Annotated in this window: 28 protein-coding genes; 19 read left to right on the forward strand and 9 right to left on the reverse strand. The window is 67.7% G+C overall.

Annotation, left to right across the window (positions count from 1 at the left end; all coding sequences use genetic code 11):
- The first annotated feature begins 28 nt into the window (after positions 1 to 28).
- Positions 29 to 178, forward strand: a complete 150-nt coding sequence (locus tag MWU52_RS00795) for a hypothetical protein (RefSeq protein ID WP_246948310.1) — start codon at positions 29 to 31, stop codon at positions 176 to 178.
- A 6-nt stretch (positions 179 to 184) separates the two neighbouring features.
- On the opposite strand, the gene MWU52_RS00800 is transcribed toward MWU52_RS00795, so the two are convergent.
- The 4 genes from MWU52_RS00800 to MWU52_RS00815 form a co-directional block, all read right to left on the reverse strand.
- Positions 185 to 1,318, reverse strand: coding sequence for a DUF418 domain-containing protein (locus MWU52_RS00800; RefSeq protein WP_246948314.1), 1,134 nt, complete (start codon positions 1,316 to 1,318; stop codon positions 185 to 187).
- Positions 1,319 to 1,468: 150 nt separating this feature from the next.
- Complete coding sequence (locus MWU52_RS00805) at positions 1,469 to 2,056, reverse strand: TIGR02281 family clan AA aspartic protease (RefSeq protein WP_246948324.1); 588 nt, start codon at positions 2,054 to 2,056, stop codon at positions 1,469 to 1,471.
- A 25-nt stretch (positions 2,057 to 2,081) separates the two neighbouring features.
- Positions 2,082 to 2,693 (reverse strand): MarC family protein, encoded by a 612-nt coding sequence (locus tag MWU52_RS00810; RefSeq protein ID WP_246948328.1) that lies wholly within the window; start codon positions 2,691 to 2,693, stop codon positions 2,082 to 2,084.
- A 60-nt stretch (positions 2,694 to 2,753) separates the two neighbouring features.
- Entirely contained in the window at positions 2,754 to 4,601 is a 1,848-nt protein-coding gene (locus MWU52_RS00815; protein WP_246948330.1) for an ABC-F family ATP-binding cassette domain-containing protein, read from the reverse strand.
- 104 nt (positions 4,602 to 4,705) lie between these two features.
- Here MWU52_RS00815 and ndk point away from each other — a divergent pair, with 104 nt between their 5' ends.
- The 3 genes from ndk (at position 4,706) to MWU52_RS00830 (ending at position 7,120) form a co-directional block, all read left to right on the forward strand.
- Positions 4,706 to 5,128, forward strand: a complete 423-nt coding sequence (gene ndk / locus MWU52_RS00820) for a nucleoside-diphosphate kinase (RefSeq protein ID WP_246948333.1) — start codon at positions 4,706 to 4,708, stop codon at positions 5,126 to 5,128.
- A gap of 104 nt (positions 5,129 to 5,232) precedes the next feature.
- Entirely contained in the window at positions 5,233 to 5,718 is a 486-nt protein-coding gene (locus tag MWU52_RS00825) for a hypothetical protein (RefSeq protein ID WP_246948335.1), read from the forward strand.
- A 40-nt stretch (positions 5,719 to 5,758) separates the two neighbouring features.
- Positions 5,759 to 7,120, forward strand: coding sequence for an MATE family efflux transporter (locus MWU52_RS00830; RefSeq protein WP_246948339.1), 1,362 nt, complete (start codon positions 5,759 to 5,761; stop codon positions 7,118 to 7,120).
- On the opposite strand, the gene MWU52_RS00835 is transcribed toward MWU52_RS00830, so the two are convergent.
- On the reverse strand, positions 7,104 to 7,433 hold the full coding sequence (locus tag MWU52_RS00835) for an iron-sulfur cluster assembly accessory protein (protein ID WP_246948343.1): 330 nt from the start codon (positions 7,431 to 7,433) through the stop codon (positions 7,104 to 7,106). The two genes, MWU52_RS00830 and MWU52_RS00835, sit on opposite strands and share 17 nt — an antisense overlap.
- Positions 7,434 to 7,512: 79 nt before the next feature.
- Here MWU52_RS00835 and MWU52_RS00840 point away from each other — a divergent pair, with 79 nt between their 5' ends.
- From MWU52_RS00840 to scpB, 6 genes are all read left to right on the forward strand, one after another.
- A complete protein-coding gene (locus MWU52_RS00840) occupies positions 7,513 to 8,676 on the forward strand; it encodes a deoxyguanosinetriphosphate triphosphohydrolase (RefSeq protein WP_246948346.1) in 1,164 nt (387 codons plus the stop codon).
- A 53-nt stretch (positions 8,677 to 8,729) separates the two neighbouring features.
- Positions 8,730 to 10,472, forward strand: a complete 1,743-nt coding sequence (gene argS, locus MWU52_RS00845) for an arginine--tRNA ligase (protein WP_246948349.1) — start codon at positions 8,730 to 8,732, stop codon at positions 10,470 to 10,472.
- Positions 10,473 to 10,600: 128 nt separating this feature from the next.
- Complete coding sequence (locus MWU52_RS00850) at positions 10,601 to 11,641, forward strand: SPOR domain-containing protein (RefSeq protein WP_246948351.1); 1,041 nt, start codon at positions 10,601 to 10,603, stop codon at positions 11,639 to 11,641.
- A gap of 4 nt (positions 11,642 to 11,645) precedes the next feature.
- Positions 11,646 to 12,629, forward strand: a complete 984-nt coding sequence (locus MWU52_RS00855) for a glycoside hydrolase family 3 protein (protein ID WP_246948352.1) — start codon at positions 11,646 to 11,648, stop codon at positions 12,627 to 12,629.
- A 9-nt stretch (positions 12,630 to 12,638) separates the two neighbouring features.
- On the forward strand, positions 12,639 to 13,445 hold the full coding sequence (locus MWU52_RS00860) for a ScpA family protein (RefSeq protein ID WP_246948354.1): 807 nt from the start codon (positions 12,639 to 12,641) through the stop codon (positions 13,443 to 13,445).
- Positions 13,446 to 13,492: 47 nt separating this feature from the next.
- Complete coding sequence (gene scpB / locus MWU52_RS00865) at positions 13,493 to 14,071, forward strand: SMC-Scp complex subunit ScpB (RefSeq protein ID WP_246952703.1); 579 nt, start codon at positions 13,493 to 13,495, stop codon at positions 14,069 to 14,071.
- Positions 14,072 to 14,217: 146 nt separating this feature from the next.
- Here scpB and MWU52_RS00870 read toward each other — a convergent pair whose 3' ends face one another.
- Both MWU52_RS00870 and MWU52_RS00875 read right to left on the reverse strand, forming a co-directional pair.
- Entirely contained in the window at positions 14,218 to 14,931 is a 714-nt protein-coding gene (locus MWU52_RS00870; RefSeq protein ID WP_246948355.1) for a VTT domain-containing protein, read from the reverse strand.
- A 38-nt stretch (positions 14,932 to 14,969) separates the two neighbouring features.
- Positions 14,970 to 15,506, reverse strand: coding sequence for a DUF2478 domain-containing protein (locus tag MWU52_RS00875; protein ID WP_246948357.1), 537 nt, complete (start codon positions 15,504 to 15,506; stop codon positions 14,970 to 14,972).
- Positions 15,507 to 15,580: 74 nt separating this feature from the next.
- Between MWU52_RS00875 and MWU52_RS00880 the strand changes: the two genes are divergently transcribed.
- The 3 genes from MWU52_RS00880 to MWU52_RS00890 are packed head-to-tail and all read left to right on the forward strand — an operon-like array spanning position 15,581 to position 18,038.
- A complete protein-coding gene (locus MWU52_RS00880; RefSeq protein ID WP_246948359.1) occupies positions 15,581 to 16,309 on the forward strand; it encodes a carboxyltransferase domain-containing protein in 729 nt (242 codons plus the stop codon).
- Entirely contained in the window at positions 16,306 to 17,274 is a 969-nt protein-coding gene (locus MWU52_RS00885; protein WP_246948361.1) for a biotin-dependent carboxyltransferase family protein, read from the forward strand. Before MWU52_RS00880 ends, MWU52_RS00885 begins: the two co-directional genes overlap by 4 nt.
- Positions 17,271 to 18,038 (forward strand): 5-oxoprolinase subunit PxpA, encoded by a 768-nt coding sequence (locus tag MWU52_RS00890; protein WP_246948363.1) that lies wholly within the window; start codon positions 17,271 to 17,273, stop codon positions 18,036 to 18,038. Before MWU52_RS00885 ends, MWU52_RS00890 begins: the two co-directional genes overlap by 4 nt.
- On the opposite strand, the gene MWU52_RS00895 is transcribed toward MWU52_RS00890, so the two are convergent.
- Positions 18,035 to 18,811 carry an SseB family protein gene (locus MWU52_RS00895; protein ID WP_246948365.1) on the reverse strand — a complete coding sequence of 259 codons (777 nt, stop codon included), beginning with the start codon at positions 18,809 to 18,811 and terminating at the stop codon, positions 18,035 to 18,037. The two genes, MWU52_RS00890 and MWU52_RS00895, sit on opposite strands and share 4 nt — an antisense overlap.
- The gene (locus MWU52_RS00900; RefSeq protein ID WP_246948367.1) at positions 18,808 to 19,389 is read right to left on the reverse strand and encodes a uracil-DNA glycosylase family protein; all 582 of its coding nucleotides are present in this window, start codon (positions 19,387 to 19,389) and stop codon (positions 18,808 to 18,810) included. The genes MWU52_RS00895 and MWU52_RS00900 overlap by 4 nt, the downstream gene beginning before the upstream one ends.
- A 282-nt stretch (positions 19,390 to 19,671) precedes the next feature.
- Here MWU52_RS00900 and MWU52_RS00905 point away from each other — a divergent pair, with 282 nt between their 5' ends.
- From MWU52_RS00905 to MWU52_RS00930, 6 genes are all read left to right on the forward strand, one after another.
- Positions 19,672 to 19,959, forward strand: a complete 288-nt coding sequence (locus tag MWU52_RS00905) for a co-chaperone GroES (protein ID WP_246948369.1) — start codon at positions 19,672 to 19,674, stop codon at positions 19,957 to 19,959.
- 70 nt (positions 19,960 to 20,029) lie between these two features.
- On the forward strand, positions 20,030 to 21,673 hold the full coding sequence (gene groL / locus MWU52_RS00910) for a chaperonin GroEL (protein WP_246948371.1): 1,644 nt from the start codon (positions 20,030 to 20,032) through the stop codon (positions 21,671 to 21,673).
- Between the two features lie 232 nt (positions 21,674 to 21,905).
- Positions 21,906 to 22,256 carry a PRC-barrel domain-containing protein gene (locus MWU52_RS00915; RefSeq protein ID WP_246948373.1) on the forward strand — a complete coding sequence of 117 codons (351 nt, stop codon included), beginning with the start codon at positions 21,906 to 21,908 and terminating at the stop codon, positions 22,254 to 22,256.
- Between the two features lie 133 nt (positions 22,257 to 22,389).
- A complete protein-coding gene (locus MWU52_RS00920) occupies positions 22,390 to 23,688 on the forward strand; it encodes a Na+/H+ antiporter NhaA (protein ID WP_246948375.1) in 1,299 nt (432 codons plus the stop codon).
- A 153-nt stretch (positions 23,689 to 23,841) separates the two neighbouring features.
- Positions 23,842 to 24,495 carry an ATP-binding cassette domain-containing protein gene (locus MWU52_RS00925; RefSeq protein ID WP_246948377.1) on the forward strand — a complete coding sequence of 218 codons (654 nt, stop codon included), beginning with the start codon at positions 23,842 to 23,844 and terminating at the stop codon, positions 24,493 to 24,495.
- 193 nt (positions 24,496 to 24,688) lie between these two features.
- A complete protein-coding gene (locus tag MWU52_RS00930; protein ID WP_348645483.1) occupies positions 24,689 to 26,053 on the forward strand; it encodes a capsule biosynthesis protein in 1,365 nt (454 codons plus the stop codon).
- The last annotated feature ends 29 nt before the right edge of the window (positions 26,054 to 26,082 follow it).

Genomic DNA, 26,082 nt, shown 5'->3' on the forward strand with positions numbered 1-26,082 from the left:
CCCGATCGCCGCATCGGCGTTTGCACGGATGCGCGTGCTTCTCCTCCTCTGCTGTCTGGCCGCCCCCGCCGGGGCGACGCCCGTGATCCTGCCGGACGTGCAGGGCTTGCCGATCGCCAAGCCGGCACAGCCGATGCCGCCCAACTGCCTGTCGCGCAACTGCCCGCGCGAGGCCTGATCCGGTCTAATCGCGCCCGACCGGTGCGGTGGGTTGCCGACCGTATGTCACGCGCCGAAGCAGCCATTCGAACGGTCCGAAGGCGAACCATCTGCGCCAGAGGACCAGCGCCCCGATCAGCACCACCGTCGTCCCCACCGCGATGGCCACCGCCACCGGTATGCCGACCTCACCCCACAGGCCCAGCCCATAGCCCGAGAAGATCGTCGTGAGGATGATCGACTGGCCCAGGTAGATGCTCAGGCTCGACCCCCCGGCGGCCAGGACATGAGTCATGATCCGACCCGGCGGCCGCGACAATGCCGCGATTGCTCCCAAGTAACCCAGCGTCGCGATCGGGGCCGCGGCGATCACCAGCCCCGCCCCGACAGCCGTCGGGCCCCATTGCCACAACGCGGCCCCCAGAAGGCCGAGCCCGACCCCCGGCACCAGGCAGACGCGCCAGGCCCGCTGCCAGAGCGGGTGCCGCGCATCGTCGATCATCCCCGATTTCACCGCTGCGAGGCCGAGGCAGAACCACCCCAATGCCGAAAGCCCCTGAACCTCCAGAAGGAAGGGCAGCACGAAGACGAAGCCAACGCTGCGGAAGATCACCGCATCGAGGAATCCGCCATTGGTCAGCACGGCCCGTTCCATCGCGACGATCTCGGGCGGCGTCTCCGGCGCCAATAGAAATGCCAACGGCGCGATGATGGCCTGCGCGACCAGGAGGAGACTGCCCACGCGCACCAGCCGCCCGATCGGCCAGTCCCGGAACAGGTACAGGATCGAGCCCGTGATGGCGTAGATCGTCAGAATGTCGCCCGGGAAGAACAGGCATCCATGCAGGAGGCCCAGGATCAGCAGGCCGATCATCCGGTTGCGATAGATCCGTCCGAACGGCAGGCCGCGCCGCGCCGTGGCCCGCATGAGGAACCCGAGCCCGACCCCGAACATGAAGGAGAAGAGGCCATAGGTCTTGAGAAGCGCCAGACCGTTCACGAGCCAGATCGTGATCGCGTCCGCCGCGGTGTCCTTGGCGACCTCGGTCAGGTCCGAAAGGGCCGAGAAGGCGATGTACTGGATGTTCACGACCACGATGCCGAAAAGCGCGACCAGCCGCAGATAATCGGGCATCAGCGCGCGGGCGGCGCCGGTCATCACCGCGCCGTCCCGTCAACGGCGGCCACGCGCACCCGGTCGGGCCGGACGGTCAGGGGGCCCGGGGCTTGGAACGTCTCGGCGGTCATGACGCGACCATAGGGGCGTTCCACCGGCCGGGCAAACGGCCGGCACGCGGCGGGAACCGTTTCAGCGGATTAGCTGCAGGCGATTGTCCTCGATCACGATGCGGCCGAAATTCTGCAGGTACGACATGCCCAGCAGACTCTGGAACAGGTCGCCTTCGGTGACGACGGCCGGGACGTTCTCGTCAACGGTTTCGCCCAGCACGACTTCGTCCAGCCGGACATTCGCCGTCCGGACGGGGCCGTTCGCCGTAAAGGCCTGCCCAAGATAGCGTAGTTCGTCGGGTTCGATCCCGATGGCCCGCGCGTCGTCCCGGCTCAGGACGAGGTCCGTCGCCCCGGTGTCGACGACGAAATCCAGCGGCACGCCGTTCACCTCCAACTCCATGTAGTAGTGCCCGTCACGACGGCGCGGCAGGTCGACGACGACGCCGTCGGCCCCCGTGATCACGGTCTGGCGGGGCAGGGCGGCGCGCTCGATCCTGTCCCAGTTGCCGAAAACCAGAACGGCCCCGACGAAGATGAAGAACCAGATCGCCGCATGCTGCGCGACCTGTCCCATCCGCCGCCGGTTGACGATCAGATAGGATCCGCCGATCAGCAGCCCAAAAAGCGTCAGATAGATAAGGGAAGCCGTGTCGTCGCCCGTCATCACCGGTATCTAGGCCCGGTCGCGGTCATAACCAACCCGGAAGATCCGCAAGCCCGTCCAGGACGAACTGCACCGACAGCGCCGCCAGCAGCATCCCCAGAAGGCGCGTCACCACGTTGATCCCCGTCGGCTTGAGAAGGCGTTCCATCGGGGTGGCCAGCATGAACAGCACGAACACGACGCCGATCACCGTCAGCATCACCCCGATGGCCTGCGCCGTGCCCAGCGGGGCGGCGCCGTCGGTCAGCAGGATCATCGTCGCGATGGCCCCCGGCCCCGCGATCAGGGGAAGGCCCAGCGGGAAGACGGAGGGATCGGATGTCGGCTCCTCCGCCCGCCCTTCGCGCTTGGGTTGGCGTTTCTCGAACAGCATCTCCAGCGCGGTAAGGAACAGCAGTAGACCACCCGCGATGCGGAAGGCCGGCATGGAGATGCCGAGGAAGTTAAGCACCGCTTCGCCCGCCAGCGCGAACACGATCAGGAGGGCCGCGCCCACGGCGCAGGCGCGGATCGCGATCGCCCGCCGGGCCTGCGCTGGCATTCCCGCCGTCATGGCGACGAAGATCGGCGCCAGTCCGATCGGGTCGATGATGACGAAAAGCGCCGTGAACGCCGTGATCAGCTCGTTCGCGGTCATGCCTGAGGCATCCGGACGTATGCGCGGGGGGTGTACGCGGGGTGCACAGGGGGTGACACGCTATTTCTCTGCCTGCTCAAGGGTTTCCATTGCCTGCATCCAGATGGCCTCGGCCCTGTCTGCCGCGGCCATGACCTCGGCGTATTTCTTGTTCCAGGTCTCAAGCTCGCCCGTCCGTCCATCCTCGTAGAGCGCGGGGTCCGCCAGCTTCTTGGCCAGCTTGTCGCGCATCTCGTCGATCTTGCGCACCCGCGCCTCGGCCTTGCGCGTCTCGGATCGCAGTTCCAGAATCTGGTCCCGACTGACGGGCATCTTTTTCTTTTCCTGTCGGGATTTTGCAGGACGTTCTTCACCTTGCAGCAGCATCCTGCGGTACTGTTCCAGATCGCCGTCATAAGGCCCGACCGAGCCGCCCTTCACCAGCCACAGCCGATCCGCCACGAGGCTCAACAGATGCATGTCGTGGCTGACCAGCACGACGGCGCCGGTATAGGCCGTCAGCGCCTCGACCAGTGCCTCGCGGCTTTCGATGTCGAGGTGGTTCGTCGGTTCGTCTAGGATCAACATATGTGGCGCGTCCAACGTCGCCAGAAGCAACGACAGCCGCGCCTTCTGTCCCCCCGACAGCCGCCCCACCACCGTGTCCGCCTGATCAACGCCCAGCCCGAACCCGGCCAGACGCGCGCGCAATTTCGGCGGCGCGTCGTCGGGGCGTTCGCGGCGCAGATGCTCCAGCGGGGTCTCGTCGACATGCAACTCGTCCACCTGATGCTGCGCGAAATAGCCGATGCGCAGTTTCGACGAGGCGACCTTGTCTCCCTCGCATGGTTGAAGTCTGTCGGACAACAGCTTGGAAAGCGTTGATTTTCCCTCGCCGTTCCGGCCCAGGAGGGCGATGCGGTCGTCCTGATCGATGCGCACATTCAGCCGTTTCAGCACGGGCTCCCCGCCGTAACCCACGGCCGCGCCTTCCAGCCGGACGATGGGGGGCGACAATTCCTCGGGGCGGGGGAAGGTGAAGACGACGCGGGCGGCATCCTCGGGCGCGGTGATCGTCTCCATCCGTTCCAGCATCTTGACCCGGCTTTGGGCCTGCTTGGCCTTGGTGGCCTTGGCCTTGAAGCGGTCGATGAAGCTCTGCAGATGGGCGCGCTGCGCCACCTGCTTGGCCGCCGCCGCCGCCTGGCCGGCCCGCTTTTCGGCCCGCATCTTGACGAAGGTGTCGTAGGGCCCGGTATAGTAGGTCAGGCCCTTGTCCTCGAGGTGCAGGATGCCGCCGACGGCGCGGTTCAGCAGGCCGCGATCGTGGCTGATGATGATGACCGTATGGGGGTATCTCGCCAAATAGCTCTCCAGCCACAGCGCCCCTTCGAGGTCGAGATAGTTGGTCGGCTCGTCCAGAAGCAGCAGATCGGGCTGGGCGAACAGCACGCCGGCCAAGGCCACGCGCATCCGCCAACCACCGGAATAGTCGGAACAGGGACGCCTCTGTTCGTGAACTTCGAATCCCAAACCCTTGAGAATGCTCGACGCGCGCGCCTCGCCGGACCAGGCGTCGATATCTTGCAAGCGCGCCTGCACGTCGGCGATGCGGGCGGGGTCGGTCGCCGTCTCGGCCTCGGCCATCAGCGATGCACGCTCGGTATCTGCATCCAGCACCGTCTGCAGGACCGTGACGCCGGAGGACGGCACCTCCTGCGCGACGCCGCCGATACGGGCGCGGGCGGGCAGCACGATTTCGCCCGCGTCGGGGGCAAGCTCGCCCCGGATGAGGTGGAACAGGGTCGTCTTTCCGGTGCCGTTGCGCCCGACCAGCCCGACCTTGTGGCCGTCGGGAATGGTCGCGCTCGCCCCCTCGAGAAGAGAGCGGCCCGCGACGGAGTAGTTCAGGTCGGTGATCTGCAGCATGGCCGTGCCATGCGGGGCCATCCACGCCTTGTCAACCGGGCGGTTCCCTTCCCCCGCGGCCCCTGCTAAGGCGCCGCCAAACGTCAAACCCAGGAGAGTTCCGAATGGCCACCGAGCGTACCTTCTCGATCGTCAAACCCGACGCCACCAAGCGCAACCTGACCGGCGCCATCGTCGCCAAGCTGGAGGAGGCGGGCCTGCGCGTCGTCGCCCAGAAGCGCATCCACTTGACGAAGGCACAGGCCGGCAAGTTCTACGAGGTCCACAAGGATCGTCCGTTCTATGACGAACTGTGCGAGTTCATGTCGTCGGAGCCGATCGTCGTGCAGGTCCTCGAGGGCGAGGATGCTATCGCCAAGAACCGCGAAGTCATGGGTGCCACCAACCCCGCCGACGCGGCCGAGGGCACGATCCGCAAGGAATACGCGCTCTCCATCGGCGAGAATTCCGTTCACGGCTCGGATGGCCCGGACACCGCCAAGGAAGAGATCGCGTATTTCTTCTCGGGGCTCGAAATCGTCGGCTGATCGGTTTCCTGCCGACGATGGAAGGGGCGTCCGTCGGGGCGCTCCTTTTTCGTTGTCGGAACCGCCCGTCCTGCGAGACGGTTCTCTCGCAAAGGGAGAACGGGATGACTGAACCGGCGACACCCCCGCAGCTTGCGGCGAACAACATGGTTGCGACGGAAACCGTCGATCCGTCGTCGGACGAACGGCTGCCGCCATCGACCCGCGACCTGATCCGGTTGCAGGAGGAATTGCATCAGGCCATCGGCCGGATCGACGTCGAGGGGACCGACCCCGAGGCGACCGAGATCCTGGTGCGTTGGCATGACATCCTGGACGTGTTGGCCGCCGATGTCGCGCAGATGCTGACGGCGCGCCAGCACGATGCCGGCCCGGACCGAAGCCTGACCGACATCGTGCGGGGCGGGATCCGCGACCTGACCGAGGGCACGGCGCTGAAAGCCGTGGTCGCCGACGGGACGCGCCTGCTGGATCTGCTGACAGACGCCATCGCGGCGGTCGCCGATCCGGACGACCGCGCCGAACTGGAGGTCCGCCGGCGCGAGGTGGTCCATGTCGTGAACGGCGCGCAGGACCGCCTCGACGCCTGACCGTCTTGCCTCGGCTTCGCCCGGGCGCTACCGCGGGGTCATGTCGGAAACGCTGTCCCATCATCTGAGGCGCACGCTCGCCCTCGGCCTGCCACTGGTGGGCAGCCAGGTCGCGCAGGTGCTGATCGGGCTGACGGATACGTTGATGCTGGGCCGCTACTCGGTTGCGGCGCTGGCGGCGGCGACGCTGGCCACATCCTATTTCTTCACGCTCTTCGTCCTGGGCTCCGGCTTTGCGGTCGCCTGCATGCCGATGGCCGCCGGCGCCATCGGGCGCGACGACGAGGTCCATGTCCGCCGCGTGGCGCGCATGGGGTTGTGGCTGTCGCTGCTCACGGGGCTGGTCATGGCCCCGGCGATGACCTGGTCGGAGCCGATCCTTCTGGCGCTCGGCCAGACGCCGGGGGTCGCGGCGGACGCGCAGGCCTATCTGCGGATCGCCGGGCTGGGCATGATCCCCGCGCTGCTGACCGCGGCCCTGCGGAGCCACCTTTCGGCGCTGGAGCGGACGCGGATCGTGCTGCTCGCGACCCTGGCCGGCGCCGCGCTGAACATCCTGCTGAACTGGCTTCTGATTTTCGGCAATGCGGGCTTTCCCGAAATGGGACTCCGGGGGGCCGCAGCGGCCTCCGTCTCGGTGCATGTGCTGACGACGCTGGTGCTGGCGGTCTACGTCACGCGCGGCCCCGGCATGGCGAGGTTCGAGCTGTTCCGCAACATTCACCGCCCCGACTGGCCGATCTTCGGCCAGATCTTCCGGCTGGGCTGGCCCATCGGGCTGACGCATCTGTCGGAGTCCGGCCTCTTCGCGGCCTCTGCGCTGATGATGGGGTGGCTGGGAACGGTCGCGCTTGCGGCGCACGGCATCGCGATCCAGATCGCCGCGCTGACCTTCATGGTGCATCTGGGCCTATCCTCGGCCGTCACCGTGCGCGTGGGACGAGCCTGGGGGCAGGGCGATGGCGTGGGCCTGCGCCGCGCGGCGCTGGCGGCGTCGATCCTGTCGGCTGTCGCGGTGGTGCTGGCGGTGATCCTGTACCTGGGGGGCGGGCCGTGGATCATCGGCCTGTTCCTCGACCCGGCCGATCCGATGGCGCCCGAAATCCTGATCCTGGGGGTGCATCTGCTGGTACTGGCGGCCCTTTTCCAATTGGTTGATGCGGGGCAGGTCATGTCGCTGGGCATGCTGCGCGGGATCCAGGACACCCAGCTTCCGATGATCTACGCGATCGTGTCTTACTGGGCGCTGGGCATCCCGGCCAGCTACGTCCTCGGCTTCCTGTTCGGCATGGGGCCCACGGGCATCTGGCTGGGCCTGGTCGTGGGCCTCGCGGCAGCGACGGCTGCGCTTCTGGCGCGGTTCCTGCGGCTGACCGCGGGCGGCGTCACATCGAGAAGCTGACCCCGCAGCCGCAGCTGCTGGCGGCGTTCGGATTCTGGACGGTGAAGCGCGCGCCGATCAGCTCCTCGGTGAAGTCGATCACCGCGTTCGACAGGAACGGCAGCGAAACCTCGTCCACCACGACCTTCTGACCCTCGCCCTCCAGCACCAGGTCGCCGTCGGCGGGCGTGTCGAGTTCGATCTGGTACTGAAAACCCGAGCAGCCTCCGCCCTCGACCGCCACGCGCAGGGCCTTGCCCTGATCGCCGGCGCCGATCTCGGCCAGGCGCTCGTAGGCGCGCTGGGTCACCTGGGGGGGCAGTGAAAGATCCATCGGTTCGCCTCGGGGGTCGTGCATCGCTGACAGGGTGGATATATGGGGCCCGACGCCGCCTGCCAAGTGAGGCCCCCCTTTGACCGTCCCCTTCGCCTGCGACCCTGCCCGGACCCGCGGGCGGCTGCACCCCGAGGAGGAGAGCGCCTTCCGCTCGCCCTTCCAGCGCGATCGCGACCGGATCATCCACGCGAGCGCGTTCCGCCGCCTCAAGCACAAGACGCAGGTCTTCATCGAGCATGAGGGCGACTATTTCCGCACCCGCCTGACCCATTCGATCGAGGTCGCGCAGGTCGCCCGCACGATCGCCAAGCACCTGGGGCTGAACATCGAACTGACCGAGGCGGTCGCCCTGGCCCATGACTTGGGACATACCCCGTTCGGCCATACGGGCGAGGAGGCGCTGGACCGGCTGATGGCGCCCTATGGCGGGTTCGACCACAATGCGCAGACGCTGCGCATCGTCACCCGGCTGGAGCGTCACTACGCCGAATGGGACGGCCTGAACCTGACATGGGAGACGCTGGAGGGGATCGCCAAGCACAACGGCCCGGTGGGCGAGCCGGTCCCCCCCGCACTGGCGGAATACGACGCGGTCCACGATCTGGAGCTGCACACCCACGCCAGCGCCGAGGCGCAGGTCGCCGCCCTGTCCGACGACATCGCCTACAACAACCACGACCTGCATGACGGCCTCCGGGCGGAGCTGTTCTCCACCGACGAGCTGGCCGAGCTGCCGGTGCTGCGCGACTGTTTCGCGGAGGTCGACGCGAAATATCCTGGGCTGAACTACTATCGCCGCCGGCACGAGGCGCTGCGCCGCTTTTTCGGCGTTCTGGTCGAGGACGTGATCGGCGTGACCGAGCGCAACTTGCGCGAGCTGGATCCGCGGACGCCCGAGGATATCCGCCATGCCGGGCGGATGGTGGTCCAGTTCTCGCCCGCGCTCTGGTCCGACCTTAAGATCATACGCCGCTTCCTGTTCGAGCGGATGTACCGCGCGCCGTCGGTCGTCGCCATGCGCGCCGAGGTCACGCAGGTGGTCGAGGAACTGTTCCCGTTCTTCCTGAAGACCCCCGGAGAATTGCCCAAGCAGTGGCGCAAGGACGTGTCGGAGGCCGCGGACGAGACGGCCCTGGCCCGTATCGTCGGCGACTATGTTGCCGGGATGACGGACAGGTTCGCCCTGCAATGCCACGACCGCCTGATATCGGACGCCAAGGCGGTCGCCGCGACGCGTTGAACCCCGAACACGCCGGCGCTAAAGGGGCGGGACCCCATCCACGGACCGAACCGATGAACCTTTTCGCCGACATACGTGCTCTGACGCTGGACGCCCTGGCCAACCTGACCCGCGAAGGCGTGTTGCCCGACGGGCTGGACATGACGAACGTGGCCGTCGAGCCGCCGCGCGACCCCGCGCATGGCGACATGGCCACGAATGCGGCGATGGTTCTGGCCAAGCCGGCCAAGCGCAAGCCGCGCGATATCGCGGAGGCGCTGGCACCGAGGCTGGCAAGCGATCCGCGCGTCGCCACGGCGGAAGTCGCGGGACCGGGCTTTCTGAACATCCGCCTGTCGGACCGCGTCTGGCAGGACGTCGTGGCGGAGGTGTTGACGCAGGGCACCGGGTTCGGGCGTTCCGCGATGGGGCAGGGGCGCCGGGTCAATGTCGAATACGTATCTGCCAACCCGACCGGTCCCCTGCATGTCGGCCACACCCGCGGTGCGGTCTTCGGCGACGCCCTCGCCGCGCTGCTGGAATATGCGGGCCATGACGTAACGCGCGAATACGTCATCAATGACGGCGGCAGCCAGATCGACACGTTGGCCCGCTCGGTCTACCTGCGCTACCTGCAAGCGCATGGCCAGGACGTGGATTTCCCCGACGGCGTGTATCCGGGCGACTACCTGATCCCCGTGGGCGAGGCGCTGAAGGCGAAGGTGGGCGATGCCTATCTGGACAAGGGCGAACAGTACTGGCTGGCCGACATCCGCGAATTCGCCACCGACGCCATGATGGAACTGATCCGCGAGGATCTGGCGCGTCTCGGCGTCGAGATGGATGTGTTCTTCTCCGAAAAATCCCTCTACGGCACGGGCCGGATCGAGGCCGCGATCGAGACGTTGCGCGACAAGGGCCTGATCTATCGGGGCACGCTGGAGCCGCCGAAGGGCAAGCTGCCCGAGGATTGGGAGGCGCGCGAGCAGACGCTATTCCGTTCCACCGCCTATGGTGACGATGTCGACCGGCCGATCCAGAAATCCGACGGCTCCTGGACGTATTTCGCGCCCGATGTCGCGTATCACTTCGACAAGGTCGAACGGGGTTTCGATGCGCTCATCAACGTGTTCGGGGCGGATCACGGGGGATACGTCAAGCGCATGAAGGCGGCCGTTGCCGCGCTGACGGACAACCGAGTTCCGCTGGACATCAAGCTGACGCAGCTCGTCCGCCTGACCCGCGACGGCGAGGAGCTGAAGATGTCCAAGCGGGCGGGCACCTTCGTCACGCTTTCGGACGTGATCGACATGGTCGGCCCGGACGTCACCCGCTTCGTCATGTTGACGCGCAAGAACGACGCGCCGCTGGATTTCGATGTCTCGAAGGTGCTGGAGCAGTCGAAGGACAATCCGGTCTTCTATGTCCAATACGCCCATGCGCGGGTCATGTCCGTCCTGCGTAAGGCCGCCGCGCAGGGAATCGACGCGTCCGACGAATCGCTGCGTACGGCCGACCTGTCCCTGCTGGACCACGAGGCAGAGATGGCCCTGGCCGCGAAGCTGGCCGAATGGCCCCGCCTGGTCGAGATCGCCGCCCGCACGCATGAGCCGCACCGCATCGCGTTCTACCTGTATGACCTGGCATCCGGGCTGCACGCCCATTGGAACCGGGGCAATGAGGAGACGGGCCTGCGCTTCCTGCAGGACGATCCCGACACAAGCCGCGCGAAGATGGCGCTGGCCCGGGCCGTCTCCATTGTAATCGCGGCCGGTTTGGGTATCCTTGGTGTCGAACCCGCGACGGAGATGCGTTGAAGACCCCCTAAGGGGCGGCGGCGACGCGGGGACGAGCAGAGGCGGACAGCGGCGATCAACGTCGCGTCCATTGGCAGTGATCACACAACCCGTCGGGCAACGCCGCCCGGCCGGTGGAGGGCAGGCACATGGCGGATCTCGACTATTACGGCGCCGATTACGGCGTGGAGGAACCTTCGCGTCTGATGGAAGCCGCGCGCAACTTCGGCTTCGTGAACTGGGCCGGGGCGGTGACGTCGATCGGTCTGACCGGGGCGATGGCGTTCTGGGCCGTCGACCTGGCGTTCCGCGACGTGTCGGGGGTGCCGGTCGTTCGCGCCGTCGAAGGCCCGATGCGCGTCGCGCCCGAGAATCCCGGCGGCACGGTCGCACCGTTCCAGGGCCTGGCGCTGTCCGATATCACGTCCGGCGGGGCGGCGGCGCCCGCGCCCGACCAGATCGTGCTGGCCCCGCCGCCCGTCGCGCTCGACGCGCCGGCACTGGGCGAGCGCAGGGAAATCGCCGAGCAGGCCGTGGCCGAGGCACAGCCCGAAGCGAACGCGGCGGAGGCCGAAGTCGAGACGGTGGCCTTCCAGCACGCGGGAATCGTGGCAGAGACGCTGGCCCTGATCGAGGCGGAGAGCGCCGATGGCACCTTGGTCGAAGCTTCTGCCTCCGCCGCCGATGACGCCCCCGCCGTTGAGGAGGAGCCCGAGATTTCGGTCGCCGCCGCGTTGCCGTCGGCCGTGCCGGGCGTGGCCCGTTCCGCGCGGCCCAGCCAGCGGCCCGCGGGGTTGCGCAAGGCTTTGGCGGCACCGGCGAAGCTGCCGACCGAAGCACCGGCCGCCCGCGTCGGGGTGGAGGTGGCGTCGCTCGCCCCGATGGAACGGACCGATCCCGTCGCCGGTGCGCGCGATGTCGACCCGGCCACGGTCGTGCCCGGAACGCGAGTCGTGCAACTGGGCGCCTTCGACAGCGAAGCCGTGGCCCGGTCGGAATGGGATCGGCTGGAGGGACGGTTCCGCGACTACATGGCGGGCAAGAAGCGCATGATCCAGAAGGCGCGCTCCGGCGGGCGGGACTTCTGGCGTCTGCGCGTCGTGGGATTCGCCGACGCGTCGGACGCGCGCCGCTTCTGTTCGGAACTTCTGGCCAAGGACGCGGCCTGCATCCCGGTCACGGTCCGCTGACCCGATGGCCGGGGCTTTCATCCTCGGGTGCGAGGGTCCCGACCTGACCGAACGGGAAGCCGCGTTTTTCCGCGACAGCGACCCCTGGGGGTTTATCCTGTTCGCGCGCAACGTCGACACGCCGGACCGGTTGCGCGCACTGACCGGGGCGCTGCGCGACAGCGTGGGCCGGCATGCGCCGATCCTGATCGACCAGGAAGGCGGACGGGTGCAACGGCTGGGCCCGCCCTTCTGGACCCGGTGGCCCCGGCCGCTGACGCAGATGTCGCGCGCCGGCGATCCCGAGCGGGCCATGTTCCTGCGCGCCACCTTGATCGCGCGGGAGCTTCGCGCCGTCGGCATCGACGTGAACTGTACGCCCACCGCGGACATTGCCGGGGAACGGACGCATCCGTTCCTGCTCTCGCGCCTTTACGGCGACAGCACGGACACGGTCGCCAGCCGCGCCCGGGCCAATGCCGAAGGGTGCCTGCAGGGCGGCGTTCTGCCGGTGATGAAGCACATCCCCGGACATGGCCGCGGAACGGTCGACAGCCACAAGGGGTTGCCGCGCGTCGAGGCCGCCCTGAACCAGCTGCGCGCCACCGATTTCGAGGTGTTCCGCCGGCTTGCGGACCTGCCCATGGGGATGACGGCTCATGTCGTCTATACCGCCATCGACGGCGAACCCGGCACGATCTCGCCCGCCGTCCACGCCGAGATCCGGGGCACGATCGGGTTCGACGGCCTATTGATGACGGACGATATCAGCATGGGCGCGCTGCCGGGCGATCTGGCGACCCGCTGCCGGGGTGCGATGGATGCGGGTTGCGATGTCGTGCTGCACTGCAACGGGGAATGGGACGACCTGCAGGTGGTCGCGTCGCATTGTCCGAGGTTGGAGGGCGAGAGCCTGCGACGCGCCGACAGGGCGCTGACGCTGCGGGCCGACCCCGTCGAACTTGACACCGAGGCCGCCCGCGCGGAACTTGACGCCCTCACTTCCTGAGGGGGCCGTGTGGCCACGAACGACCATTCCGAATTCGTAGAGGGACCGGCCCGTGATGACGTCGCCGACAGGATCGCCGCCGAGGCGCTGATCGTCGACGTCGAAGGCTTCGAGGGGCCGCTCGACCTGCTGCTGTCGCTGGCGCGGACGCAAAAGGTCGATCTGCGGACGATCTCGGTTCTGCACCTGGCCCGGCAGTATCTGACCTTCGTCGAGCGGGCGCGCGCGTTGCGGATCGAGCTGGCGGCGGACTACCTCGTCATGGCCGCTTGGCTCGCATTCCTGAAATCGCGCTTGCTGTTGCCGCCGGACCCCGACGAGGAGGGGCCGTCGGCCGAGGACCTGGCCGCGCATCTGGCGTTTCAGTTGGAGCGGCTGGAGGCCATGCGCAAGGCCGCCGCGCGCCTGATGGCCCGTGACCAGCTTGGCCGCGACATCTTCGCCCGGGGCGAGCCGCAGTCGCGCGAACGGACCCGGAAGGTCGTCTGGACGGCGACCCTGCTGGACCTGATGCAGGCCTATGCCCGGACCCGCACGCGGGACAATTTCCGACCCTTCGTCATGGATCGCGACGGCGTCTGGACGATGGAGGAGGCGCTGGAGCGTCTGCGCCCCATCCTCGGCCATGTGCCCGACTGGATAGACTTGATGTCTTTCCTGCCCGAGGGTTGGCGCAGCGATCCGGCCCGTCGCCGCTCGGCCACGGCCTCCACCTTTGCCGCGACGCTCGAACTCGCCAAGAACGGCGGGCTGGAGGTGCGGCAGGATGACATGTTCGGACCGATCCGCGTCCGGTCCGGCGGAGCGGGCGCGTGACCGGGGAGACGCTGTTCGAGGCCCCCCACCCGGCCGAGCAGGAGCGCATGGTCGAGGCGATCCTGTTTGCGTCGGCCAAGCCGGTGACGGTGGCGGAGTTGCACGCGCGCCTGCCACATGGCTGCGATGCGCCCGCGGCGCTGGAGGCGCTGCAGCGGCGCTACGAGGATCGCGGGGTGCGTGTCATGCGGGTCGGGGATGCCTGGGCCATGCGGACGGCAGCAGATCTGGCCTTCCTCATGACGCGCGAGACGGTCGAGACCCGCAAGTTGTCGCGCGCCGCGATCGAGACGCTGGCCATTGTCGCCTATCACCAACCCGTCACCCGCGCCGAGATCGAGGAGATCCGGGGGGTCTCGGTCTCGAAGGGCACGATCGAGCAGCTCTTGGAACTGGAATGGATCAAGCTGGGCAAGCGCCGCATGACGCCCGGGCGGCCCATCACCTTCATCGTGACGCGTGCGTTCATGGATCACTTCGGCCTGTCCTCGCCGCGCGATCTGCCGGGCTTGAAGGAACTGCGCGCCGCGGGCCTTCTGGACAACGCGCCCCCGCCGGGATTGGAGGAGGAGACGGAGGACGAGACCGAAGACCTTTTCACGCCGGCCCCGCCGGACCCCGACTAAGGAGACCGCCATGCAGCGAATGATCCTGAGGCTGGCCATGAAGGCAGGCCTGACGCGAATCTTCGGTCGAAAGACGTCCCGCAACGCCCACCGCGCGTCACAGGCGTTGCGCTTGCTGCGTAGATTTCTTCGCTGAGGGGACGCCCTCAACGTCCATCGGCGGATTGGCCCGGCCCGTGAAAGCCCGCGCGACGCAGCTCCTCCGTCGCGACGCGCCCCAGCCACAGGACCAGGATGCCGAATGCCAGAAGTCCGCCGACCCCGAGGATCAGCTGGACGCGACTGCTTCCGACCGAGGCCAGGCCCCCCATTTCGCCCAGCCAGACCATCGCCAAGGTTCCCGGCGCGAGGCCCAGAACCGTGGCCACGAGATACGGCCCCGTGCGAACGGCGGTCAGGCCCAGCAGCCAGTTCTGCGCCGTGAACGGCAGGATCGGCGTCAGTCGCAACAGTGCCACGAAGACGAGGGCGTTCCGCCCGATCGCCCGGTCGGCCGCGAGCATCCGTTGCCCGGCCACGCGCCGGATCAGGCGGTCGCGTAGCCAGTGCCGTCCGATGAGATAGGGCGGTATGGCGCCCAGCACGCTGCCCAGCATCGCCAGCGGATAGCCCCACCAACCGAAGGCCAGCCCGCCCACCACCGACATCGCGGCGGCGGGAAGGGGCAGGATAACGACCACCACGTAGACGGCCAGGTAGACGAGGACGCCCCAGGCACCATGGCTGTCGACCCAATCGCGCAGCACGGGCACCCATTGCCCCCATGGAAGCAGCCACATGGCGAAGGCCAGACCCACGAGGATCGCGGGCCAGAGCCAGATCTGCCAGACGGGGATGGCCTTGCCGCGCGCGGGTTCCATGGCGGGCATCTAGGGTGTCGGCCCCTTGCGCCGCAAGGTCAAAGGGCGCGGCCTAAGGGCGCCCGCCCGACGGCCGGATCGCGGGCCGGCAGCCACCTCGCCAAGCGTTCGGCGTCCGGGGGAAGCTGGACGGCGATACCCCCGGCGAAATCCAGCAGAGCCTGCATGTTCAACGTGTTCACGCCCACTATCACGTCGACGCCTTCGGCCAATGCGGTGGCGATGACGGGCCGGAATCCGCGGCCCCCGGCCTCCTGCTTGCCGAACTTGTTCACGACCAGCAGGTCCGCACCGGCCGCCAGCCGCGCCTCGGCGGCGGCGACGGCGGCCTCCAGGCCGGCCGCGTCGAGACGGCAGCCCCGGGCATTCGGCCCCAGCGACTGGCTTATGCGGATCACGGGGCCATCCGGCAGGACGATCGCATCCATGTCGCAGCGCGCGCAGCCCGGACTGTCGCTGTTGACCTGGACGATGCCGGCCACACGCAATCCGGCATCCATCGCGCGGCGCGCGAGGTCATGCAGCAGCGGGTCCAACGCCCCCTTGCCTTCGGTCATGGTGTAGGCCAGTCGCATCGCCCCGTCGTTCCACGTGGCGGCGATCGGTACAAGGCTTGACGCCTTCGTCGCGCCGCGCGACCCAATACGTCATGCTGGACGATTTCCCCCGGATCGAGCCGTTGGGCGAGGCGGCGCTGCTGGTTCGCTTTTCCGAGCGGTTGGACGATTCCGCCAACCGGGCCTGCGTGGCCTTTCGCGCCCGGCTGGAGGCGGAGGGGCACGCACAGGTGCTGGAGACGGCCTCGTCGCTGGGTTCCGTCCTCGTCCGCCACGCGGGCGATCCGACGGAGGTCGGCCCGTGGCTCAGGTCCTGCCTGGCGGAACGTGACTGGGCCAATGCACCGCGTCCGGCGCGAAGGCTCTGGTCCATACCCTGCAGCTATGGCGGTGAGGATGGCCCGCAGCTGGAGGAGGCCGCACATCTGGCGGGCCTGTCGCCCGGGGACGCGGTGCGGTCACTGTCGACGACGCGCGTCCGTGTCCTCGCCTTGGGCTTTGCGCCGGGCATGCCGTATCTGGGCATTCTGCCGGCGTGTTGGGACCTGCCACGGCAGACCGGCCTGACACCGAAGGTGCCCGAAGGCGCGTTGGTCGTCGCCGTCCGCCAGTTCGTACTTTTCGCGACCGAGGCGCCGACCGGATGGCGGCAGGTCGGGCGAACGGCGTTCGGCTGTTTCGAGCCGTCGCGGACACGCCCGATCGCCCTTGCCGCAGGCGACGAGGTATCCTTTCCCGCCGTGTCCGCCGACGGGTTGCGGCAGCGCGCCGAGGCCGATCCCGACCGCCACGGCGGAGCGACGTTCGAGGAACTGGCATGATCGAGGTTCTGGCCTGCGGCCCGCTGACGACGGTGCAGGACGATGGGCGGCCCGGGCATCTGGCGCAGGGCCTCGCGCGGGGCGGGGCGGCCGACCCCGCCGCGCGGATCGAGGCGCGGGCGCTGCTGGACGATATCGGTGCGGGGATCGAGACGGCCGGCGCCCCCCTGACGCTGCGCTTCGAGGTGTCCACGGTGGTCGCGCTGACGGGTGCCGCGATGAAGGCGGAATGCGACGGCACCGTGCTGGGCTGGCATGCGGCCCATCCGCTCCCGGAGGGCGCCGTCCTGACGTTGCGGCCCATGGGGCCCGGGGTCTATTCCTACGTCCACGCCCGGGGCGGCCTTGCGACGCCCGAACTTCTGGGCAGCCGGTCCATGCATCTGATCGCCGGCATCGGTGCGCCATTGCAGGCGGGCGACCGTTTGCCGTGCGAGGCGACCACGGGCCATGCGCTGCGGATCGCGCCGGTCGATCGGTTCGGCGGCGGGCTTCTGCGTCTTGTCCCGACGCCGCAGACCGCCCTGTTTCCCGAGGCCGAGCGCCAGCGTTTCACCGAAACGACGTTCACCCGCGATCCACGCGGAAACCGGCAAGGCGTCCGCCTTGCGCAGAAGGGCGAGGGCTTCGCGACCGAGGGGCAGCTGAACCTGCTTTCCGACTTCATACTGCCCGGCGATGTCCAGATGACGGGCGAGGGCGTGCCCTATATTCTGGGGCCCGAATGTCAGACCATGGGCGGGTATCCCCGGATCGGATCGGTGATCGGGGCAGACTTGCCGCGCGCGATGCAGGCGGCGCCGGGCGATACGCTCCGCTTCGCCTTCGTCACCGCGGCCGAGGCGGCGGCGCTCCGGCCGCCCCGTCTGCGGACGGAGCGTTCCGTCCGGTCGCCGTCGGAGGTGCCGGACCTGATGGGATTGCAACTGGTCGGCGGGGTCGTATCCGCAAAGGGGGACGAATGAAGGTCGATCTGAACGCGGACATGGGCGAGGGGTTCGGTCCCTGGAAGATGGGTGACGACGCGGGCCTTCTGCAAATCGTGACCTCGGCCAACATCGCATGCGGTGCGCATGCCGGCGACTGGGACGTGATGGCCGACACGATGCGCAAGGCCGCCGCGCATGGCGTCGGGATCGGCGCGCATCCGGGTTTCGCGGACCTTCAGGGCTTCGGTCGGCGGCCCATGGCCATGTCGAACGAAAGCGTCGGTCGCCTGGTCGCCTGGCAGTTCGGTGCCGCGCGCGGCGTGGCCGCGACCGTCGGCGCCGAGGTTCGGCACCTGAAGCTTCACGGTGCGCTGGCGAACATGGCGTCGCGGGATCGGGACCTGGCGCGCGCGGCCTATGGCGCGGCGCTGCGGGTGGATGCGCATGTCATCCTGCTGGTCCTTGCGGGTACGGAGCAGGAGGCGGCGGCACGGGAACTGGGTGCGGACTGGGCGGGCGAGATATTCGCGGATCGCGGCTATCGCGACGATGCGACCCTGATCCCGCGCGGGACCGAAGGCGCGATGATCGATGACCCGGATGCTGCGGCGGAACGGATGGTCCGCTTCGTCGAGGCGGGCGCGATCATCGCCGCCTCGGGTCACGAGATCCCCGCCGCGTGCGACTCGATCTGCCTGCATGGCGACGGCCCCGGGGCGGTGGCGATTGCGCAGGCCGTGCGTGATGCGCTGCGCGGTGCCGGCGTGGCCCTGCAGCCGATGGCGGGTCGGCGCGCCTAGCGCAGGCGCGGCGGGGCATCCGGGTCACGGACAGGTCCCGCCGGCGCCGGCGCGGGCAGGTCGATCCGCAGGCCATGGCGGGCCAAACGGGCCGTCAGCGGCTGTGACGCACGCAGGAAGACGACATCCAGCGTGCCGGCTTCGAGACCCGAGAACACCAGAGCCTCGGAGACCGCGCGGGCCAGATCACGTTCGCCCCCCGGCACGGGGTCGACGATGCCGAGGACGTGGCTGCGCATGCCGTCGCCGTAGACGGCCTGAGCCAGGTATGCGTAGCGCGCTAACCCCGCTGCCAGGCGCAGCTTGCCGTCCAGCGCGGTCAGCAGCGCCTCGGGCAATCGGCCGGGCGGGGCGATTTCGGCAATCCGGCGGTCGGTCTCCTGGGGTTCGTGCGCCAGCGTTCGCGAGAGCCAGGCAATCGCATCCGGTGGCAGCAGCTGGGCCGACGGCGCACCGCCGAGGTTGAGCGCGAGGCCCAGCCCCTCGTGCGCCAGAAGGGCCGCCAGCCGGCGCCCCGAGACCGTCACGGTGGCGCAACCGCCGGCGAATGCCTCCAACCGCTCGACCAGGTCGAAGCCGAGCGCGTAGCGATCCCCTTCGACCTCGACCAGTCGCGGCGTCACCGTGGCGTCGGCCCCGAGTTCCGCGGCATCGTCGAGGATCAGATGAAGTTCCGCCTCGGCCAGTCGCTCGAAGAAGGACAATCGGGCGAGATCGGTTCCTTCGGCCTCGGCCCTGACATGCGCGGCGTCCAGCGGTGTGTGTTCGGTCATCGCGCCAGGGTATCCCCGATTGCGGTGCGCAGTCCGGGCAGGGTCTCCGCCTCGAACCATGGGTTTCGTTTGAGCCATGCGGTATTGCGCCAGGACGGGTGGGGCAAGCAGAAGGTCCGGGGTGCGAGGTCCCGCCAGGCGCGCACCCGATCGGTTACCTTGCCGCGACCCAGGTGCCAGTCCTGCGCGTAGCCGCCGATCAGCAGGGTCACGTCGACCTGGCCGACATGGTCCAAGGCCGCGCGTCGCCATGTCGCGGCGCACAGGCGCGGGGGCGGGATATCGCCGCCCTTGGCGTCGTAGCCCGGAAAGCAGAATCCCATCGGCACGATGGCCACGCGGTCGCGATCCCAGAAGGTCGCGTCGTCCACGCCCATCCATTCGCGCAGGCGCTTGCCCGACGGGTCGTCGAAGGGCTTGCCGGACAGATGGGCCCGCATGCCCGGCGCTTGGCTGGCCACGAGGATCCGGGCGCCGGGGCGGAACCAGACGACCGGCGCGGGCGCATGTCCGGTGGCCGATGCGGCGAAGCGGTCGGCGCAGAGGCGGCACGCGGCGATATCCTGTGGAACGGGCACGGTCGTCAGTTAGGGCCGCACCGTGATCTTTGAAGGGATGGCGCATCTGTAACCTGTCGCGCCGATCGCGGTCACGCCGGCGGGTTGGCAGGCTCGGGGGAAAGGGGATTGCGGTCCGGACCATGATGAAGCAGGGGATCGGTGATCCCGCGTGTCGACGACCCCGGTGATCGCATTCCCGACCCGTTGACAAGATCGTGCGACCTGCCTACCTAGCCGTCGTTGGCACTCTCATCAGATGAGTGACAACACTGGGAAACACATAATCGAAAGGCTATTCGCATGGCTTTCAAACCGCTGCACGACCGCGTTCTGGTCCGTCGCGTGGAATCCGACGAGAAGACCAAGGGTGGTCTGATCATTCCCGACACCGCCAAGGAAAAGCCCGCCGAGGGCGAGATCGTTTCCGTCGGCGAGGGTGCCCGCAAGGACTCGGGCGAGCTGATCGCCCCTTCGGTCAAGGCCGGCGACAAGATCCTGTTCGGCAAGTGGTCGGGCACCGAGGTCACGCTGGACGGCGAAGAGCTGCTGATCATGAAGGAATCGGACATCCTGGGCGTCATCGCCTGATCGGCGGGCCCCGGCCCGTACAGATGCCCCGGTAATCCTTCCGCAACACTTTCAATCTTAGGAGAATAACATGGCCGCCAAGGACGTGAAATTCGACACCGACGCCCGCAATCGCATGCTCAAGGGCGTCAACATTCTCGCCGACGCCGTCAAGGTGACGCTGGGCCCCAAGGGTCGCAACGTCGTGCTCGACAAGTCGTTCGGTGCCCCCCGTATCACCAAGGACGGTGTCTCGGTCGCCAAGGAAATCGAACTGGAAGACAAGTTCGAGAACATGGGCGCCCAGATGGTGAAGGAAGTTGCTTCCCGCACCAACGACGAGGCCGGTGACGGCACCACCACCGCGACGGTCTTGGCCCAGGCCATCGTCAAGGAAGGCATGAAGGCGGTCGCCGCCGGCATGAACCCGATGGACCTGAAGCGCGGCATCGACCTGGCGACCGCGAAGGTCGTCGAAGCCATCCGCGCCGCCGCCCGCGACGTGACCGACAGCGACGAAGTCGCGCAGGTCGGCACCATCTCGGCCAATGGTGAGGCCGAGATCGGCCGCCAGATCGCCGACGCGATGCAGAAGGTCGGCAACGAGGGTGTCATCACCGTCGAGGAGAACAAGGGCCTCGAGACCGAGACCGACGTGGTCGAGGGCATGCAGTTCGACCGTGGCTATCTGTCGCCGTACTTCGTGACGAACCCCGACAAGATGACCGCCGACCTTGAGGATTGCATGATCCTGCTGCACGAGAAGAAGCTCTCGTCGCTGCAGCCGATGGTTCCGCTCCTGGAGCAGGTCATCCAGTCGCAGAAGCCGCTGCTGATCATTGCCGAGGACGTCGAGGGCGAGGCGCTCGCTACGCTGGTCGTGAACAAGCTGCGCGGTGGCCTGAAGATCTCCGCCGTGAAGGCGCCGGGCTTCGGCGACCGTCGCAAGGCGATGCTGCAGGACATCGCGATCCTGACCGGCGGCCAGGTGATCTCGGACGATCTGGGCATGAAGCTTGAGAACGTCACCATGGACATGCTGGGTTCGGCCAAGCGCGTCTCGATCACCAAGGACAACACGACGATCGTCGACGGTGCCGGCGAGAAGGCCGAGATCGAGGCCCGCGTGTCGCAGATCCGTCAGCAGATCGAGGAGACGACCTCGGACTACGACCGCGAGAAGCTGCAGGAGCGGGTCGCCAAGCTGGCCGGCGGCGTCGCCGTCATCCGCGTCGGCGGCATGACCGAGGTCGAGGTGAAGGAGCGCAAGGATCGCGTCGATGACGCGCTGAACGCCACCCGTGCCGCGGTTCAGGAAGGTGTCGTCGTGGGCGGCGGTGTCGCCCTGGTCCAGGCCGGCAAGTCGCTTGACGGGCTGACCGGCGCCAACTCCGACCAGAACGCCGGTATCGCGATCGTGCGCAAGGCGCTGGAATCGCCGCTGCGTCAGATCGCCGAGAACTCCGGCGTCGACGGTTCGGTCGTGGCCGGCAAGGTTCGCGAGTCGAACGACACGACCTTCGGCTTCAACGCCCAGACCGAAGAGTATGGCGACCTGTTCAAGTTCGGCGTGATCGACCCGGCCAAGGTCGTGCGCACCGCACTGGAAGACGCGGCCTCGATCGCCGGTCTGCTGATCACCACCGAAGCGATGGTGGCCGACAAGCCCGAGAAGCCGGGTGCGAACGCCGGCGGCGGCATGCCCGACATGGGCGGCATGGGCGGCATGATGTGATCCGCCGGTTCGGCCGCCTGGCCGGACCGACCGAATGGAACGTTGCAAGGGCCCCCTGCGTGGGGCCTTTGTCATGCGTGGGGGTTGGCGCGCGATGACGGTCACTGGCGCCCTGCCGCCGGATGGCGCGAAGGCCCGACATGACGTGCGCGTTACTTGGAACTTCGTTCCTGACAGGTCGTTGATTCCTCACAGTCCCACGGGGGGCTGAACCTGCAAACGGAGGAACAAGATGACCCATGACAACGCGAATCTCGTCGCGGCGGGCGACGTATCCGGAACCGCCGTCTATGGCGCCGACGACTCGAAGGTGGGCACGATCGACCGTGTCATGATCGACAAGCAGTCGGGCAAGGTTGCCTATGCCGTCATGAATTTCGGTGGAGTCCTCGGGATCGGCGGCGACGAGCGCCCGGTTCCGTGGAACACGCTGACCTACGACACGTCGCTGGGCGGCTTTCGCACCGCGATCACCGAGGCCCAGCTGAACGAGGCGCCCAAGGCCGAGTCCGGCTGGGAGCGCAACCGCGACTGGGAAACCCGCACGCATCAGAGCTACGGCACGTCGCCCTACTGGACCTGACGGGCGGCGGAACGACCGCATCTGGCAAGGGGCGTCTCTTCGGGGCGCCCCTTTTGTGATCCGCGGGGCAACGCCGCTTGCCGCATGCCCGCCCCTCCGCTAGCTAGGCCGGAACGTCAGCTGGGGAGTGTCTATGTACCGGGTCTGGAACTTCGTCACCAACTACTCGCTTCTGCTGATCCTGGGGGCGCTGATCGCCCTGGTCTGGGCGAACACCGATGCCCATTCCTATCATCTGCTGGTCGACTACCCGCTCTGGTTCAACGACGTGATCGGGACGGACCTGCATCATTGGGAACTGGTTCTGGGCGAAGATGCGGAACTGTTCGGCCATGCCGAAACGGCGAAGGTCCTGACGGCGCATTACCTCGTCAACGATATTCTGATGGCGTTTTTCTTCGCCATCGCGGGCAAGGAGGTCTGGGAGGCGGTGATCCTCGAACAGGGCAGCCTGCGTGGCAAGAAGGCGGCCACCCCGCTTTTTGCCACCGCGGGCGGCATGTTCGGGCCGATCGCGGTCTATCTGGGTCTCGCCTGGCTGCTGGGTCCGGCGAAGTTCGGCGAGGTCGCGAACGGCTGGGCGATTCCCACGGCGACCGATATTGCGTTCAGCTACCTCGTCGGCCGGCTGGTGTTCGGGGCCGGTCACCCGGCCGTACGGTTCCTGCTGTTGCTGGCGATCGCCGACGATGCGGCGGGCCTGATCATCTTGGCGGTGTTCTATCCGTCGGGCGAACTCGCGCCAGTCTGGCTGTTGCTGTCGCTGGCGGCGGCGGTCGGCGTGTTCGTCCTGTTCAACTGGTTGCCCCGCAAGATGGATGCCGGCGACCAGTTGCGACCGAGATCCACCTGGGTGCGGCAGAAGCTGTCCTTCTGGCCGTACCTGATTGCGGGCGCGCTGTCGTGGTTCGGCTTCGCGCAATCAGGGCTGCATCCCGCGCTGGGGCTTTTGCCGATCGTGCCGACCCTGCCGCATGCGGACCGTGCCTTCGGGATTTTCGCCGAGGCAGAACAGTATCTGACCGACCTTCTGAACCATACCGAGCATCTGTTAAAACACCCCGTCGAGATCGTGCTCTTCCTGTTCGGCCTGATGAATGCCGGGGTGGAGTTCTCGGCCATCGCCGAGCCGACCTGGCTGGTGCTGGCGGGCCTCATCATCGGCAAGCCGCTGGGCGTTCTTCTGTTCGGCTATCTGGGCGCGCATACCTTCAAGCTCGGCCTGCCGGAAGGGATGCGGACAGTCGACTTGTTCGTGATCGGTTGCGTGGCCGCCATCGGGTTTACGGTTTCGCTATTCGTGGCCTCCGTCGCGTTCGACCCGGGACCGGTTCAGGATGCGGCCAAGATGGGCGCGCTCCTCAGTTTCGCGGCTGCCGCGATCAGCCTGGTGGTCGGCAAGGTTACCAAGGTACAGAAGCAGCCGGGATAGGAGCGATTTGCCGCGATATGGTCGCAATATCCGCGCCGGTGCCCGACGATCCGGCGTGGATCACCTTATTGTGGGCCGATTGCGACGCTAGGACTGTCAGGATAGGTCCCGGCCGCCAACGCCATTCATTCGGGGTGCCCGAAATCTGAACCGATGATTGAATTCGACAACGTCTCAAAGTCCTTCTGGACCGGCCAGCAGCGCAAGGTGATCCTCGATCGCGCCTCGTTCCGCGTGGAACCGGGACGGTCCGTGGGCATCCTGGCGCCGAACGGAACGGGGAAGACGACGTTGGTCAACATGATGGCCGGGTTGGAAAAACCGGACGAGGGCGAGATTCGGCGCACCAGCCGTGTCAGTTTCCCCCTGGGGTTCATGGGCGGTGTCGTGGCACGGAACACCGCGACCGAGAACGCGCGTTATATCGCCATGCTCTACGGCCTCGACCCCGACTACGTCGAAGCCTTCTGCCGCTATCTCTGCGGGATCGAGGAGTATTTCGACATGCCCGTCGGCACCTATAGCCAAGGCATGAAGGCCCGCTTCAGCTTCGCGTTGATGCTGGCATTGGAGTTCGACATCTACCTGATCGACGAAGGCATGCCATCGACCACGGATGCCGAGTTCAATCGCAAGGCCGGATCCATCCTGAAGGACCGCCTGCAGGAGGCGACGGTGGTGATCGTCAGCCATCAACCGCAGGTGCTGGAGCGGTTCGCGACAACCGCTGCGGTTCTGCGCGACGGAACGCTGCACCACTTCGACACGCTGGAAGAGGCCCGGAGGCTTTATGAGTACGACGCCTAGGGCCCGGAAGTTCCGCATTCGCGCGGATGCCGGTTTCAACCGCCCCGACGCGCGCCTTCCCGAGGGTGAATTGCCGCCGCTGCCGCAACCCCGTGCCGCGGCCAACGATACGGGGTCCGGGCCGGCTGATCCCGCGCCCGTGTCCGCGGCGGCCAAGGGCGATGCCCCGGCTCCGACGGGCCGACAGCTGCGCATGGCCAGACGCATCGCGCAAAAGCACGGCCTCAAGGCGGAGACGGGCGAGGAGGCGATCGCAGCCCTGCGTGCGAAGGGGATCGACCCGTTCAAGCGGTCGAACATGCTGCAACTCGTGTCCGAGGGTTCGGAGGAGACGGCCGTGGCGACGGTCGAGCGCGAGGCGCCGCCGCCTGCGCAGGCCGCGCCCATAACCATCGACGCCGACCACCGTGCCGGAGAGATCGTTCGCATCCAGCGCGACATCGCCCGCCGCCGCCGCCGCCGCTTGGCCTTGCTGGCGACGCGCCTGGCATTCTTCGTCGGTCTGCCGACGCTGATCGCGGGGATCTACTACTACGTCATCGCCACGCCAATGTACGCGACCAAGTCCGAGTTCGTCATCCAACAGGCCGATTCCGCCGTGGGGGGCGGTGGCGGTCTGGGCGGGCTTTTTTCCGGCACCGGACTTGCCACGCAGCAGGACAGCATCGGGGTGCAGTCCTATCTGATCTCGCGCGAGGCACTGGGCCGGCTCGACGCGGAGCTGGATTTCACCGGACATTTCTCGGACCCGTCGATCGACCCGCTGCAGCGGCTCGATCCGGACGGCACGCGCGAGGCGGCGTACCGGCTCTACCGACGCATGGTCGAGATCGGATACGACCCGACCGAAGGTGTCATTCGGATGGAGGTCGTGGCCGCCGATCCCGAGGTGTCGGCCGCGTTCTCGCGCGCGCTGCTGGAGTTTGCCGAAGAAGAGGTCGACGAATGGACCGCGCGGATGCGGGCGGAGCAGATGGACGGGGCGGAGGACAGCTATACCGCCGCCGACGCGCGCATGCGCGAGAGCCAGGCCCGCGTCGTCGACCTGCAGGAGCAGTTGGGCGTCGTCTCGGCGGATGCGGAAGTGTCGAACAGCTACGCCCAGATCGGTGCCATCGAGACCGAGCTGCGGAGCGAACGCCTTCGGCTCGATCAGTTGCTGGCGAATTCCCGTCCGAATGCCGCGCGGGTGGAGGTCGCGCAATCCAACGTCGCGCGCCTTCGGGCGGAGCTCGACAGCCTGCGCGCCGGCCTGACCGAAGGCGTGTCCGACGAGGCGAGCCTCGCCCGCGTGACGGCCGAGTTGCAGGTGGCCCAGCAGGACCTGCTGACACGCCAGACGCTGTTGCAGCAATCCGCGCAGCAGCTCGAGGTGGCGCGGATCGAGGCGAACCGTCAGGTCCGATATCTGTCCACGACGGTGCCCCCCCTGCCGCCCGACGAGCCGACCTATCCCCGCGCCTTCGAGAACACCGTTCTGGCGTTCCTGATATTCGCGGGAATCTACCTGATGGTCTCGCTGACGGTCGCGGTCCTGCGCGAGCAGGTTTCGGCCTGACGTTCCGTTTGCATTGCACTCCGGCCCGG

The organism is Jannaschia sp. S6380 (genome assembly GCF_023015695.1).
Lineage (GTDB): Bacteria > Pseudomonadota > Alphaproteobacteria > Rhodobacterales > Rhodobacteraceae > Jannaschia.

Coding starts and splice junctions, on each gene's coding strand:
- MWU52_RS00890 (WP_246948363.1), top strand. CDS start 17,271: ATGAAGGTCGATCTGAACGCGGACATGGGCGAGGGGTTCGGTCCCTGG.
- argS (WP_246948349.1), top strand. CDS start 8,730: ATGAACCTTTTCGCCGACATACGTGCTCTGACGCTGGACGCCCTGGCC.
- MWU52_RS00930 (WP_348645483.1), top strand. CDS start 24,689: ATGGCCAGACGCATCGCGCAAAAGCACGGCCTCAAGGCGGAGACGGGC.
- MWU52_RS00895 (WP_246948365.1), bottom strand. CDS start 18,811: ATGACCGAACACACACCGCTGGACGCCGCGCATGTCAGGGCCGAGGCC.
- MWU52_RS00800 (WP_246948314.1), bottom strand. CDS start 1,318: ATGACCGGCGCCGCCCGCGCGCTGATGCCCGATTATCTGCGGCTGGTC.
- MWU52_RS00875 (WP_246948357.1), bottom strand. CDS start 15,506: ATGCGACTGGCCTACACCATGACCGAAGGCAAGGGGGCGTTGGACCCG.
- MWU52_RS00805 (WP_246948324.1), bottom strand. CDS start 2,056: ATGACGGGCGACGACACGGCTTCCCTTATCTATCTGACGCTTTTTGGG.
- MWU52_RS00880 (WP_246948359.1), top strand. CDS start 15,581: ATGCTGGACGATTTCCCCCGGATCGAGCCGTTGGGCGAGGCGGCGCTG.
- ndk (WP_246948333.1), top strand. CDS start 4,706: ATGGCCACCGAGCGTACCTTCTCGATCGTCAAACCCGACGCCACCAAG.
- scpB (WP_246952703.1), top strand. CDS start 13,493: ATGGTCGAGGCGATCCTGTTTGCGTCGGCCAAGCCGGTGACGGTGGCG.
- MWU52_RS00810 (WP_246948328.1), bottom strand. CDS start 2,693: ATGACCGCGAACGAGCTGATCACGGCGTTCACGGCGCTTTTCGTCATC.
- MWU52_RS00870 (WP_246948355.1), bottom strand. CDS start 14,931: ATGGAACCCGCGCGCGGCAAGGCCATCCCCGTCTGGCAGATCTGGCTC.
- MWU52_RS00825 (WP_246948335.1), top strand. CDS start 5,233: ATGACTGAACCGGCGACACCCCCGCAGCTTGCGGCGAACAACATGGTT.
- MWU52_RS00795 (WP_246948310.1), top strand. CDS start 29: ATGCGCGTGCTTCTCCTCCTCTGCTGTCTGGCCGCCCCCGCCGGGGCG.
- MWU52_RS00905 (WP_246948369.1), top strand. CDS start 19,672: ATGGCTTTCAAACCGCTGCACGACCGCGTTCTGGTCCGTCGCGTGGAA.
- MWU52_RS00850 (WP_246948351.1), top strand. CDS start 10,601: ATGGCGGATCTCGACTATTACGGCGCCGATTACGGCGTGGAGGAACCT.
- MWU52_RS00835 (WP_246948343.1), bottom strand. CDS start 7,433: ATGGATCTTTCACTGCCCCCCCAGGTGACCCAGCGCGCCTACGAGCGC.
- MWU52_RS00920 (WP_246948375.1), top strand. CDS start 22,390: ATGTACCGGGTCTGGAACTTCGTCACCAACTACTCGCTTCTGCTGATC.
- MWU52_RS00830 (WP_246948339.1), top strand. CDS start 5,759: ATGTCGGAAACGCTGTCCCATCATCTGAGGCGCACGCTCGCCCTCGGC.
- MWU52_RS00915 (WP_246948373.1), top strand. CDS start 21,906: ATGACCCATGACAACGCGAATCTCGTCGCGGCGGGCGACGTATCCGGA.
- MWU52_RS00855 (WP_246948352.1), top strand. CDS start 11,646: ATGGCCGGGGCTTTCATCCTCGGGTGCGAGGGTCCCGACCTGACCGAA.
- MWU52_RS00815 (WP_246948330.1), bottom strand. CDS start 4,601: ATGCTGCAGATCACCGACCTGAACTACTCCGTCGCGGGCCGCTCTCTT.
- groL (WP_246948371.1), top strand. CDS start 20,030: ATGGCCGCCAAGGACGTGAAATTCGACACCGACGCCCGCAATCGCATG.
- MWU52_RS00885 (WP_246948361.1), top strand. CDS start 16,306: ATGATCGAGGTTCTGGCCTGCGGCCCGCTGACGACGGTGCAGGACGAT.
- MWU52_RS00925 (WP_246948377.1), top strand. CDS start 23,842: ATGATTGAATTCGACAACGTCTCAAAGTCCTTCTGGACCGGCCAGCAG.